Source organism: Leucobacter luti, from assembly GCF_019464495.1.
In the GTDB taxonomy this organism is placed as follows: Bacteria; Actinomycetota; Actinomycetes; order Actinomycetales; family Microbacteriaceae; genus Leucobacter; species Leucobacter luti_A.
Genome location: NZ_CP080492.1, coordinates 1,613,869 through 1,626,499, shown reverse-complemented (window position 1 = coordinate 1,626,499; position 12,631 = coordinate 1,613,869). Strand labels below are relative to the sequence as shown.

The following is a 12,631-nucleotide window of genomic DNA, read 5'->3' as shown; positions in this document are numbered from 1 at the left end:
CCGGGCGCCCCGTAGTCTGGACCTGTTTTCTCTCACGGCACGTGTGGCTGTGAGGACCACCGCGACGCTTGCCGCCGCGACCCAACACCTGGAGGAACTGTGGACGTCGTCATCGTTGCAGACGCGGCAGAGGTTGCCGAGCGCGCCGCTGATCAGATCGCCGCGGTGATCCTGCGCCGCCCAGATGCCGTACTCGGCGTGGCCACTGGATCATCGCCGATCGGCACATACAACGCACTCGCGGAGCGTGTTCGTTCCGGCGTGCTCGATTTCTCGCGCGCTGGCGCCTTTGCGCTTGACGAGTACGCCGGCATCGATCTGCGCCACCCGGAGAGCTACCACGAGGTGATCCGGCGCACCGTGACGGAACCGCTCGGACTCGATCCGGCGCGCGTGCACGTTCCGGATGGCAGCGCGGCAGATCTCACCGCTGCTGGCGAGGAGTATGAGCGGCTCATCCTCGCGGCCGGCGGGGTCGAGCTGCAGTTGCTTGGTATCGGGGCCAACGGCCACATCGGCTTCAACGAACCGACCTCCTCGTTCGGATCGCGCACGCGGCAGAAGACACTTGCACCGCAGACCCGCGCTGACAATGCTCGTTTTTTTGACAGCGCAGACGAGGTACCCGTGCACTGCATCACACAGGGGCTCGGCACGATCCTCGACGCGCGTGAGCTGCTGCTCGTGGCGCAGGGGGAGAGCAAAGCCGAAGCCGTTGCTGCCATGATCGAGGGACCGCTCGCGAGCGTGTGCCCGGCGAGCGCGCTGCAGTTGCACCGCAACGCGACCGTTGTTGTCGATCGGGCCGCGGCGAGTAAGTTGCGCCTCACCGGGTATTACGAGCACGTGCAGCAGTATCGCACCGTGGGTGTTGGAGCAGTGTGACCGAGCTCATCACCGCGGCACGCATCGTCACGAGCGATGCCGTTCTCGCGCCTGGCTGGGTCGAGATCTCGGACGGTCGTGTCGTTGCACTGGGGGGTGGGATCCCAGATCGCAATCCGGATCGTACCTTCCCGGACGCCACAATCGTGCCGGGCTTTGTCGATATACACGTCCACGGTGGTGGCGGGGCGGATTACCCCGACGGAACACGAGAGCAGGCATTCGCGGCCCGCGACGCGCATCGAGCACACGGCACCACCCGCACGATGGCGAGCCTTGTCACGGCCGACGCTGCGACACTGCTGGAGCGCGTGCACTCGCTCGCTGCGCTGGTCGCCGAGGGCGAACTCGGAGGAATCCACCTCGAAGGTCCGTGGCTGAGCCCGGAACGCGCCGGTGCGCACGATCCAGCGTTGCTCCGCGCCCCAGACGCCGCGGAGATCGATGCCCTGCTCGCGGCGGGATCGGGCGCGATCCGGATGGTGACGCTCGCTCCGGAGCTGCCAGGCGCGCTCGCCGCGGTTGAACGCTTCACCGCGGCAGGGGTAGTCGTCGCGATCGGGCACACGAACGCTGATTACGACGGCACGCGCCGGGCGATCGATGCCGGCGCCACGGTGGCGACGCATCTCTTCAACGCGATGCCTCCGCTCCACCACCGGGATCCTGGCCCCGTGCTCGCGCTGCTCGAGGATCCGCGCGTGACCATTGAACTCGTGGCTGACGGCACACACCTGCACCCGGGACTCGCGCGCTGGGTGGAAGCGCGCACCGGCGCGGATCGCGTCGCCCTGGTGACCGACGCCATGGGCGCTGCGGCATGCGGAGATGGCGAGTACCGGCTCGGCTCGCTTATGGTCGAAGTGCACGGCGGCGTCGCACGGCTCGCTGGTACGGACACGATCGCGGGCAGCACGGTCACGATGGATGCGCTGTTCCGCGGTGCCGTTGGCGCAGGCTCTGACGCGGAGTGGTGTGCCGCAGTGCGGATGACTGCGACGACCCCGGCCCGGACCGTCGGGTGGTCGGACGTCGGCGATATCGCCCCCGGCCTGGTCGCAGATTTTGTTGCGCTCGATCCCGAACTGCGGGTCGCGGCAGTGGTGTGCGCGGGGCGCTGACGCGACGGAATTATCTTGACGCCGAGAGAGTCTGCAGAACTCAGGTAGAGTGGTTCCCGGTCCCACCGGACCCGGCATGCGGCGCGTTCTCACCGCCGCGGCCCGAAAGAATTCAGCGCGTGGCGCACACGAAGCCGCGCGCCTCCGAGCTCATCACACTACGAATCTGGGAGAAGCGTTGGCGAAGATCAAGGTAGCAGGAACCGTCGTCGAACTTGACGGCGATGAGATGACGCGCATCATCTGGCAGTTCATCAAGGATCGTCTGATCCACCCGTACCTCGACCTCACGCTCGAGTATTACGACCTCGGTATGGAGCACCGCGACGCGACCGACGATCAGGTCACGATCGACGCGGCACACGCGATCCAGAAGCACGGCGTCGGCGTGAAGTGCGCCACGATCACGCCCGACGAAGCACGCGTCGAGGAATTCGGCCTGAAGAAGATGTGGCGGAGCCCGAACGGCACGATCCGCAATATCCTCGGCGGCGTCATCTTCCGCGAGCCCATCATCATCTCGAACATCCCGCGCCTGGTGCCCGGCTGGAACAAGCCGATCATCATCGGTCGTCACGCGTTCGGTGATCAGTACCGGGCGACGGACTTCCGCTTCGCAGGTGAGGGCACCCTCACCGTTGAGTTCACCCCGAAGGACGGCAGCGAGCCCCAGAAGTTTGAGGTCTACCAGTCCCCGGGAGACGGCATCGCGCAGGTGCAGTACAACCTGGATGCTTCGATCGTCGACTTTGCTCGTGCATCGCTGAACTACGGCCTTTCGCGCAACTACCCGGTGTACCTCTCCACGAAGAATACGATCCTGAAGGCCTACGACGGCCGCTTCAAGGACATCTTCCAGGAGATCTACGACACCGAGTTCAAGCAGCGTTTCGAGGCCGCCGGCCTCACCTACGAGCACCGCCTCATTGACGACATGGTTGCTTCCGCCATGAAGTGGGAGGGCGGCTACGTCTGGGCCTGCAAGAACTACGACGGCGACGTGCAGTCGGATACTGTGGCGCAGGGCTTCGGCTCGCTCGGCCTCATGACCTCGGTGCTCTCGACGCCGGACGGCAAGATCGTCGAGGCTGAGGCAGCTCACGGCACGGTCACGCGGCACTACCGTCAGCACCAGCAGGGCAAGCCGACGTCGACGAACCCGATTGCGTCGATCTTCGCCTGGACCCGCGGGCTCGCGCACCGCGGCAAGCTGGACGAGAACCAGGAGCTCATCGAGTTCTCGCACACGCTCGAGGATGTTGTCATCAAGACGGTTGAGTCCGGCAAGATGACGAAGGACCTCGCGCTGCTCGTCGGCCCCGAGCAGGCATTCCTCACGACCGAGGAGTTCCTCGCCGCGATCGACGAGAACCTGCAACAGCGCTTGGCATAGACACAACGCGGCAGCGTTGTGTGCCAGGCGCTGGTCGCCCCACTGGGCGAGCTGGCGTAGCTCACGGTGCGGCCTGGCCGCGCGTGAGAAGTCTTGAGGGGCGGTGCTTCGGCATCGCCCCTCAGGCGTTTCTGGATGCCCCTGGACAATCGGCGCACGCTCGCTACGCTGAGGGTGTCGGGCTCAGCGTTGAGTCTCACGGCCCAGAGGAGCAGCACATGTCCGCACCGAACTCTCCAGCACCGCAGCCGATCGACCGCGCGAGCGTGGATCTGCTGGTCATCGGATCCGGCACCGGCCTCGCCACGGCACTCGCCGCGCATGAGCTCGGGCTCGAAGTTGCGGTGGCCGAGAAGACTCTGCTCGTCGGCGGGTCCACTGCCCGCTCGGGTGGTGCGTTCTGGATCCCCGGGAATCCTGTGCTGGCGCACGATGGTGCGGTCGACTCCGTTGAGCGGGCAGCTGAGTACCTGACGGCCGCGGTACAGGACTCGAGCCCCAGAGCGAGGTGGCAGACCGTGCTGGATCACGGGGCAGAGACCGTGGAAATGCTCCAGCGCACCACGGAGCTCTCCTTCACCTGGGTGAAGGGATACGCTGACTACTTCCCGCAGCTCCCAGGTGGCAGCGCGCAGGGACGGTCAGTGGAATCGCGCCCGTTCGATCTGCGGAGGCTCGGATCCGAACGAGCCAGGCTGCAGCCGGAGGTGATGTCCGCTCCGTTTCCGATGCCGGTGACGGGGGCGAACTACAAGTGGCTGAACCTGATCGCGAAGCAACCGCTGCGCGTGCTCCCGATGGCGATGAAGCGGGGGATCCAGGGCGTCGGCGGTCTCGCACTGGGGCGTGAGTATGCCGCTGGCGGCCAGGCGCTCGCCGGTGGGATGTACGACGGCGCGATCCGCGCCGGGATCCCGATCTGGACCGGCGCCGAGCTTATCGACCTCGTGCGCGAGGGCACGAGGGTGGTCGGTGCGCGGCTGCGCCAGGGAGACGCCGAGGTGACGGTGCTCGCGAAGTACGGTCTGGTGCTGGCCGCTGGCGGGTTTGACCACAACATGCGCATGCGGCGCGAGTACCAGTCGCCTGCGCTGGTGGCGGATCTGAGCCTGGGCGCGAAGGGGAACACCGGCGATGCGATTCAGATTGCGGAGCGCGCCGGCGCCGCGATCGGCAACATGGACCAGGCGTGGTGGTTTCCCGCAGTGGCACCGGTGGGGGAGGAACCGCCGCAGATCCTTCTCGCGGAGCGCTCGCTGCCAGGGTCGATCATTGTCGACAGCTCCGGCCGGCGCTTCATCAACGAGGCGACAGGCTACATGTCGTTCGGCCAGGAAGTGCTGCGGCGGGAGCGTGCTGGCGACCCAGTGGGCAGCATGTGGATGGTGTTCGATCAGCGCTATCGGAATAGCTATCTGTATGCGGGGCAGGTGTTCCCCCGGATGGCGCTGCCGCCAGCCTGGTATGAGGCCGGCATTGCCCATCGTGCGTCGTCGGTCGCGGGGCTCGCCGGGGCAATCGGTGTTCCCGCTGCGGCGCTTGCGGAGACCATCGCGCGCTTCAACTCCCACGCGGGCGCCGGCACTGACAGCGACTTCGGGCGCGGGGAATCGGCATACGATCGCTACTACGGGGACCCGACGAATTTTCCCAATCCCTGCCTCCGCGAGCTCGACGAGCGGCGGCTCTACGCCGTCCAGATCGTGATCTCCGATCTGGGGACCTGCGGGGGGATCCTGGCGGACGGCACTGGGCGAGTCCTCGACCAGGCCGGTGCTCCCATTTCAGGTCTTTTCACGCAGGGGAACTCGGCGGCGAACGTGTTCGGATCGGTGTATCCGGGCGCTGGCGCCACGATCGGTCAGGGCCTGGTGTATGGCGTGGTGATCGCGAATGAGGTGGCGCGCATCGCGCAGGGGGCGTCTGTGAGCGCGCAGTAGCGGTGCGCCCCGAACAAGGAATCCCTGGACACTGCCACACCACCCGTGGAAGCCTGGCAATTGGAACTCAATGAGGAAGCTCCACAATGACGTATTCAACCTGATACGTCTGTGACGGCGACTGGAAGACTCGGCCATTCGAGGGATCTGAGCGTCTTGTCGCTGAGCCGCTCGTTGTTCGGGCTCGGCGAGACGACAGGCAACTCGACGAGGCCTGGGTTCGTCGCCTCAGGGTGCAAAATCAACACGGTTCTCGGGAATTGGTGTGGCAGGAAACTCTCGTCGGAAACGATCCACCGCTCAAATCGCGTCCCAGATTCGGGTGACCGGCCCGCCATGGCACTTCCGTTGCTGATTCGCTGCGCCCTATCGGGATTCCGGCTCCCCCCTAGCTGCACTTCTCTCCACGAACTTGCTTCAGGTATTTTGGGGTGCTCGATTTCGTGTGGGAGTGAGTTCGAGGTGTGTACCCGGCCGGGAACTGAATGTTGACTGAACCGTAGGCTCGGGAGAGCGCCGAGTTCGGCGTGCAGCGGAGGTCTCCGCCCACACTGACGCTCTTCTTCCCAGTCCTGACCGATGGGTATCCACCGCGCCCGGGAGTACTCATGCGAGACCGAGGCGAGTGGATATCTGTGGGACCACATCTCGGCCGGGGCATTGCTGTTTGGGAGTTCTTTCCCGAATCCCTTCGGAGTCAATCGAGGCCGCTCCAGGGGGAGACGATCGGGCTATCGGGCTATCGGGCTCATGGGCTCATCGCACAGAGCCCGGCGCTACCCCCGCGTCGTCGACTCGCGAATGTTGAGCGTCGCGAGCACTGACGAGGCGGGCAGCGTTACGCTGCGGCCCTCCGCGAGGAGCACCGCAGCTTCAACGGCCGTGCGCGCGACTGCCTCGGGGTGGAGGTCGAGCGTGGTGACGGTGGGGCTCGATGTGCGGTTTTGCATCGCACCGGATCCGCCAGCCACGAGCAGATCCTCCGGCACCCGGATCCCGCGCTTGATCGCAGCAGTGGTAACACCTGCGGCGTGGCGCCCGGTGAGGCAGAAGATCGCGTCGGGATGCTGCGCGAGATCGCCGCTGAAGAAGTGATCGAGCACCTCGTCGCCGACGGTTTCTCCCGCGGCCTCAGGGAGCGCGAGCACGAGCGGGGCATGGCCACGCGCGTCGCTCCACTCCTCCATGAGGTGGTGCGCGCTCAGGTTCCAATCATTGCGGTCGGTGCCGGTGACGAGCGCGATCCTGCGCGCCCCCACGGCTTCGAGGTGGCGAAACATGAGGCCCGCCTGGTGCTCGATCCCCTCATCGAGCGTGATGAACTGGCCGCGGCGCGCCGGGTCCGCACCAACGGTGACGAACGGAATGCGCTCCTGCTGCAGCATCGTGAGCACCGGATCGTGTTCGAACGGCTCGGTCACGATGTACGCATCGGCAGCGAGCGCGCTCAGCGGGACGCCCGGACGGGTGGGATCATCCACGATCATGAGGCTGTAGCCGTGCTCCATCGCCGTCATCGACGCCGCTCCCGCGAGCCGCAGGAAGTAGTCAACACCCTCGGGAAGGAACGTGTCGAGGCTGTGGAAAGGCCTGATCACCAGTGCCAAGAGATTGAGCCTGGAGTTTTGTAGCCCGCGCGCGATCGCGCTCGGGCGATAGCCAATGTCGGATGCAACCTGCTCGATGCGAGCGACGGTTTCGGTGGCGACGACGCCTTTGCCGTTCAGGGCGTGCGACACGGTCGTCGGAGACACTCCGGCCGCTTTGGCCACGTCCTTGATGGTCGGTCTCCCGCTTCGTTGCACTTCGCCAGGATACCCATAGCTGCCTGGGGGAGACGGGCCAAACAGGGGGGTAACGCACCATTCCGTTATCAAACCGTGAGAACCAAACCGTTTTTCACAAATCGTTTTGGGTGCTAAGGTCCTCAGTGAGTCTTCGTTCGGCTGTGACGCCGGAGCGGGGAGCTTCAATGATGAAACTTCGAATGGAGAACAACGTGAAACTCGCACAGACGAGGGCATCGATCGCCCTCCTGGCCATCGCGGGGCTCGCGCTCGCGGGCTGCGCCTCGGGCGACCGCGGCGGCAACGCAGGCGGCTCAGAGGGGGCCGGATCCGGCACTGAGCTGCTGCAGACAACGCCAAAGGCGGCCGCTGAGGCTGACAAGGTCACCTGGAACTCAACCTACGGCGAGCTCGCCAACCTCGACCCGGTGAAGGCGTTCAACTACCCCGAGAACACGATCGTTGCGAACCTCTGCGAGCCGCTGTTCCAGATGCAGCCTGACTTCTCGGTGCAGCCCAACCTGGCTACCGAGTCTGACACGAAGGACGGCATCGTCTGGACCCTCGGGATCCGTGACGATGTGACCTTCTGGGACGGCTCGCCGATGACCGTCGATGACGTCGTCTACTCGATCAACCGTCACCTTGACCCCGCTGAGGGCAGCTACTGGGGCGGCGGCGTTGTGGCAAACATCGCGAGCGTCGAGAACTCCGGCGCCAACGAGGTCACCATCACGCTGAAGACCGCCGATTACACGCTCCCCTCCTCGCTCAGCACGATCATCGGAGTTGTCGTGCAGCAGGCGCAGCGCGAAGCGGCCGGCGAGAACTACGGCAACCCGGACACCGGTGTGATGTGCACCGGCCCGCTGCAGTTCACCCCAGGCAACTGGAAGCAGGGGCAGTCGATCACCCTCGATCGGTACGACGGCTACTGGAACGCGGACAAAAAGGCGCAGGCCAAGCAGGTTGAGATCGGCTTTGTTGTCGATCCGACCGCGATCGCCAATGGCCTCTCGACCGGCGAGATCCAGGGCTCCTACGACGTGCCGCTTCCGGCTCTCGGCCAGCTCTCCAGCAGCTCAACCGGCACACTGTTCGCTGGCCAGGGCATGCAAGACATGGCCATCATCTCCACTGGCGAGGGCCTCTTCGGAGATCCAGCAGTTCGTCGTGCGCTGACTCGCGCCACCGACCGCCAGGCCATTGCGGACACGGTCTATGAGGGCACCGGCACGGTATCGCGCTCGGTGATCCCGCAGTCCGTCTGGGATGCGATCCCCGATGTTGCTGAGCAGCGCGATGAGAAGCTCCCGGATCTCAGCTACGACATCGAGGCAGCGAAGGCCGAACTTGAGGCGGCAGATGTCGATCTGAGTCAGCCGATCAAGATCGCCTACCCGAGTGAGCGCAGCTTCTACGCAGACATCCTGAACGAGATGTCAAACGGTGCAAAGGAACTCGGCATCACGCTCGAGCCCACCGGTGTCCCAAGTGCACAGTTCGGTGCGTTCTTCTCCGATCCCGAAGCGCGCAAGGGTTTCGACGGCTTCGTCACCACGAACTACCTCAGTGCTCCGGATCCGCTGCTGCACCTGATCAGCGTTGCGAAGACCGGCAGTGACCAGAACTACGCGAAGTTCTCCGACGCGAAGGTCGACGCGGCCCTCGACGCGGCAATCGGCGAGAGCGATCCGCAGAAGCGCGCAGAGCTCACCGTTGAGGCAGAGGCGTTGATCATGGCCGCTCAGCCGTGGGTGCCGATCAACGACCTGGCAGTGCGCATGTACATGGACAACAGCATCACTGGCGCCCCCGCCTCGTTCATCTACCTGTACTACCCGTGGGCCGCTGACCTCGGCGCTACGGCCTAGGTCCTGATCACGGCAGGAAGGGATCGTTCATGACCTATCTTCTGAAGCGACTCGGTGCGCTCGTTGGCGTGCTGATCGTGTCCAGCTTCATCGTGTTCTCGGGGATGTATCTCGCCCCGGGAAGCCCCGAGCAGTTCCTCGTGCAGGGGCGCACGGTGAGCCCGGAAGTACTCGCCGCGATTCGCGCGCAGTACGGTCTGGATGATCCCTTCTTGCTGCGGTACTGGCACTGGCTGATTGACGTGTTCCAGGGCGACCTCGGTCGCTCGCTGCTCACGCAGCAGGACGTCACCTCACTCGTGTCATCCCGCCTCCCCACCACGCTGTACCTCGCGACGTTCGCCGCGATCCTCATCGTCGTGTTCGGCGTCGGCCTCGGCGTCCTCGCCGCAACCAAGTCGGGCGTATTCGAGAAGCTCGTCGTGTTCGGTTCCAACCTGGGCTTCGCTGTGCCGACGTTCTTCGCGGCACTCGTGCTGATGTTCCTGTTTGGATCCGGCCTTGGCTGGTTCCCCGTGTCTGGCTCGGGTGAGGGGTTCCTCGACCGGCTGTGGCACCTCACCCTGCCGGCCATCGCGCTCGCGTTCCCCGGCATCGCCGTCGTCGCCCGCATCACCCGCACCGCGGTGCGGGAGGAGCAAGGCTCTGAACACGTGATCATGGCGATCGCGCGCGGGGTGCCTAAGCAGCTCGTGCTGTGGCGGCACACGATCCGCAACTCGATGCTCCCCGTCTCCACGGTGATCGGCACGCAGATCGCCGGCCTCCTCGCCAGTGCCTTCGTGATCGAGTACGCATTCACGCTCGACGGCATCGGATCCCTGCTCGTGAACTCGGTGCAGAAGAAAGACTTCGCGGTCGTCCAGGCGATCGCGCTCATCATGGTGCTGGCCTTCGGCCTCATCAACCTCATCGTCGACCTGCTCTACGCGGTGATCGACCCCAGGGTTCGACTCAGCAAGGGAGTTGCAGCGCGATGACCGATCAGAAATTCACGCGTCGCCCCGACGCGAATACCCGCGCACAGGACACCGTGTCTGTGCAGTTGCTGCGCAAGCAGCGCGGGGCCGTCCCCACCTCCGGCTGGCGGCTGCTGCGCCGTCGCCTCGGACCGATCGGCATGGTCAGCCTCGGCATCATGGCGCTCGTGATTCTGATGGCGATCCTTGCACCCGTGATCGCACCGTATGATCCGTTCGAGGGCAGCGTCACCTCACGGCACGAGGCCTGGAGCCTCGCGCACCTGATGGGCACTGACCAGTCCGGCCGCGACATCCTGTCCCGCATCATTTGGGGTGCACGCACCAGCCTGATTGGTCCAACGATCGTGATCATCATCACGGCCGTCCTCGCGACCACGCTCGCGCTCACCGCAGTGTGGTTCGGCGGCAAGGTCGACGCCATGATCAGCCGCGTGCTCGATGTGCTGTTCGCTTTCCCGAACATGCTGCTCGCGATCCTCGCCGTTGCGATCTTCGGCCCCTCACTGCTGACCGCATCCATTGCGCTCGCGATCGGCTTCACCCCGTATTCCGCGCGCGTGATCCGCTCGGTCGCGCTCCGCGAGCGCAACCTGCCGTATGTCTCTTCAGCGCAGCTGCAGGGTATTTCCGGCTTCCTGATTACGGTGCGCCACATCTTGCCGAACGTGCGCACCCAGATCCTCACCGGCATGACCATCAACTTCGGGTACGCGATGATCGAGCTCGCGGCGCTCTCCTTCCTCGGCCTCGGCGTGCAGCCGCCCATTCCCGACTGGGGCCTCATGGTCTCCAATGGCCAGGCCTCACTCCAGCAGGGCTTCTGGGAGCAGAGCATCTTTGCCGGCCTCATGATCGTCATCACCGTCGCAGCGTTCGGCTACGTCGGCGAGCAGCTCGGCGGCCGCCGCGCCTCAGGAAGGACCCGCTGATGCTCACCATTGAAGACCTCGTCCTCACTGTCACCGATCCCGACACCGGGCAGGAGACCGAGATCCTGCACGGCAACTCGCTCACGTTGGGGGCCGGAGAAGCGCTCGGGCTCGTCGGCGAATCGGGATCCGGCAAATCCATGACCCTGAAGTGCATTCTCGGGATCGAGCCCTCGGGCGCCCGCGTCGACGGCAGGATCGAGCTGGACGGCACGGACCTGCTCACCGCGGGCGGAGAACAGCTGCGCAGGATCCGGGCCGAGGACCTTGCGCTCATCGCCCAGAATCCGCACGGCGCGCTGAACCCGGTGCTGCCCGTCGGCCGCTACCTCATCGAGGGTATGAGCGACGCGCGTGGGATGAGCCGCGCCGACGCGGAGCGGAAAGCGGCAGAACTGCTGCGCGAAGTGGGCATCGACGACACGGATCGCGTGCTGCGGTCATACCCGCACCAGCTCTCGGGCGGCATGCTGCAGCGCGTCGTGATCGCCGGGGCCATCTCCGGGAATCCGAAGCTGCTGCTCGCCGATGAGCCGACCACCGCGCTCGACGTCACGACACAGGCCGAGGTCGTTGCGATCCTCGACGAGATGCGACGCGAGCGGGGGCTGTCGATGATCTTCGTCACCCACGATCTCGACCTCGCGGCCGCCGTGTGCGACCGGCTTGCCGTGATGAAGGACGGTGAGATCCTCGAGATCGGCACGCCAGAGGATATCCGGGATCGGCCGCAGACCGAGTACACCCGCAACCTCATGGCTGCGCGACCCATGCTCTACCCCGACGGACACCCCGCAGCGTTCCTCGCGGACGTCGACACGAAGGAGGCAGACGCATGAGCGAGCAGAGCATCATCGAGGCCATCGGGCTCACCCGCACCTTTCATCTGAGCCGAAAGGCGAGTGTCACCGCGCTCGACGACGTCTCGTGTGAGCTGCGCCGCGGCACCTGCCTCGCAGTCGTTGGCGAGTCCGGATCAGGGAAATCGACGCTGGCTCGCGTGATTGTTGGGCTGGAGTCAGCAGATTCTGGATCGGTGCGGATTGGTGGCACCGAAGTGAAGCCGACCACGGCACGGAGTGCGCTGCGTGAGCGTGCAAAGCTCGTGCAGATGGTGTTTCAGGATCCGCAGGGGTCGCTCAACCGCTCACTGCCGGTCAGTGCGACCATCGACGAAATGCTGCGCGCGCACCGGCCCGATCTCGACCGCGCAGGCCGCAGAGCCCGCGTGCTGGAACTCTTCACCGAGGTAGGGCTCACCGAGCGCCAGGCCGATGCGAAGCCGGAGGCGCTCTCCGGGGGGCAAAAGCAACGCGTGGCGATCGCGCGGGCGCTTGCCGCAGAGCCGCAGATCATCGTGCTCGACGAGGCGGTTTCGGCCCTCGACGTCTCCGTGCAAGCGCAGGTGCTTGACCTGCTCAAACGGCTGCGCGAGGAGCACGGACTGTCGTACCTGTTCATCACACACGATCTGTCAGTGGTGCGGGATATCGCCGACGACGTCGTGGTGATGCGGCAGGGTCGGATCATCGAGCGCGGCACCGTTGACCAGGTGCTCGATGCCCCGCAAGAACCGTATACACAGCTGCTGATTGCCTCCGCCCCGCGGCCGGGATGGAAACCGCGCCGTGGTCTGCGCGACGCGCTGCTCGGCACCTAGCGCTCACTCCCACCGCTGCCCGCGGGACCGATGATTCCGTCGGCGCAGCTTTGTCGACC

11 protein-coding genes are annotated in these 12,631 nt (G+C 65.4%); 9 read left to right on the top strand and 2 right to left on the bottom strand.

From position 1 onward, the window contains the following. Positions 1-99: 99 nt before the first annotated feature. From nagB to K1X41_RS07295, 4 genes are all read left to right on the top strand, one after another. A complete protein-coding gene (nagB, locus tag K1X41_RS07310; RefSeq protein ID WP_220175700.1) occupies positions 100-885 on the top strand; it encodes a glucosamine-6-phosphate deaminase in 786 nt (261 codons plus the stop codon). Continuing rightward, on the top strand, positions 882-2,006 hold the full coding sequence (gene nagA, locus K1X41_RS07305) for an N-acetylglucosamine-6-phosphate deacetylase (RefSeq protein ID WP_220175699.1): 1,125 nt from the start codon (positions 882-884) through the stop codon (positions 2,004-2,006). The genes nagB and nagA overlap by 4 nt, the downstream gene beginning before the upstream one ends. A gap of 178 nt (positions 2,007-2,184) precedes the next feature. After that, positions 2,185-3,399, top strand: a complete 1,215-nt coding sequence (locus tag K1X41_RS07300; RefSeq protein ID WP_132206141.1) for an NADP-dependent isocitrate dehydrogenase — start codon at positions 2,185-2,187, stop codon at positions 3,397-3,399. Positions 3,400-3,617: 218 nt separating this feature from the next. After that, a complete protein-coding gene (locus tag K1X41_RS07295) occupies positions 3,618-5,339 on the top strand; it encodes a 3-ketosteroid-delta-1-dehydrogenase (protein WP_220175698.1) in 1,722 nt (573 codons plus the stop codon). A 95-nt stretch (positions 5,340-5,434) separates the two neighbouring features. On the opposite strand, the gene K1X41_RS07290 is transcribed toward K1X41_RS07295, so the two are convergent. Both K1X41_RS07290 and K1X41_RS07285 read right to left on the bottom strand, forming a co-directional pair. Continuing rightward, positions 5,435-5,587 (bottom strand): hypothetical protein, encoded by a 153-nt coding sequence (locus K1X41_RS07290; protein WP_220175697.1) that lies wholly within the window; start codon positions 5,585-5,587, stop codon positions 5,435-5,437. Positions 5,588-6,115: 528 nt separating this feature from the next. After that, positions 6,116-7,111: a LacI family DNA-binding transcriptional regulator gene (locus tag K1X41_RS07285; RefSeq protein ID WP_258566703.1), complete on the bottom strand. Its 996-nt coding sequence runs from the start codon at positions 7,109-7,111 to the stop codon at positions 6,116-6,118. Between the two features lie 200 nt (positions 7,112-7,311). Here K1X41_RS07285 and K1X41_RS07280 point away from each other — a divergent pair, with 200 nt between their 5' ends. From K1X41_RS07280 to K1X41_RS07260, 5 genes are read left to right on the top strand one after another with little or no spacing between them, the layout of a single operon-like run. Continuing rightward, entirely contained in the window at positions 7,312-9,000 is a 1,689-nt protein-coding gene (locus tag K1X41_RS07280) for an ABC transporter substrate-binding protein (RefSeq protein WP_258566702.1), read from the top strand. A gap of 29 nt (positions 9,001-9,029) precedes the next feature. Continuing rightward, entirely contained in the window at positions 9,030-9,980 is a 951-nt protein-coding gene (locus K1X41_RS07275) for an ABC transporter permease (RefSeq protein WP_132206147.1), read from the top strand. Continuing rightward, on the top strand, positions 9,977-10,912 hold the full coding sequence (locus K1X41_RS07270) for an ABC transporter permease (RefSeq protein ID WP_220175695.1): 936 nt from the start codon (positions 9,977-9,979) through the stop codon (positions 10,910-10,912). Before K1X41_RS07275 ends, K1X41_RS07270 begins: the two co-directional genes overlap by 4 nt. Further along, on the top strand, positions 10,912-11,751 hold the full coding sequence (locus tag K1X41_RS07265; protein ID WP_132206151.1) for an ABC transporter ATP-binding protein: 840 nt from the start codon (positions 10,912-10,914) through the stop codon (positions 11,749-11,751). The genes K1X41_RS07270 and K1X41_RS07265 overlap by 1 nt, the downstream gene beginning before the upstream one ends. Next, on the top strand, positions 11,748-12,572 hold the full coding sequence (locus K1X41_RS07260; protein ID WP_132206153.1) for an ABC transporter ATP-binding protein: 825 nt from the start codon (positions 11,748-11,750) through the stop codon (positions 12,570-12,572). The genes K1X41_RS07265 and K1X41_RS07260 overlap by 4 nt, the downstream gene beginning before the upstream one ends. Positions 12,573-12,631 lie beyond the last annotated feature (59 nt).

What these genes read in the sequence shown, in the direction of transcription:
- K1X41_RS07275 (WP_132206147.1), top strand. Translation starts at nt 9,030, where the DNA reads ATGACCTATCTTCTGAAGCGACTCGGTGCGCTCGTTGGCGTGCTGATC.
- K1X41_RS07295 (WP_220175698.1), top strand. Translation starts at nt 3,618, where the DNA reads ATGTCCGCACCGAACTCTCCAGCACCGCAGCCGATCGACCGCGCGAGC.
- K1X41_RS07265 (WP_132206151.1), top strand. Translation starts at nt 10,912, where the DNA reads ATGCTCACCATTGAAGACCTCGTCCTCACTGTCACCGATCCCGACACC.
- K1X41_RS07260 (WP_132206153.1), top strand. Translation starts at nt 11,748, where the DNA reads ATGAGCGAGCAGAGCATCATCGAGGCCATCGGGCTCACCCGCACCTTT.
- K1X41_RS07280 (WP_258566702.1), top strand. Translation starts at nt 7,312, where the DNA reads ATGATGAAACTTCGAATGGAGAACAACGTGAAACTCGCACAGACGAGG.
- K1X41_RS07270 (WP_220175695.1), top strand. Translation starts at nt 9,977, where the DNA reads ATGACCGATCAGAAATTCACGCGTCGCCCCGACGCGAATACCCGCGCA.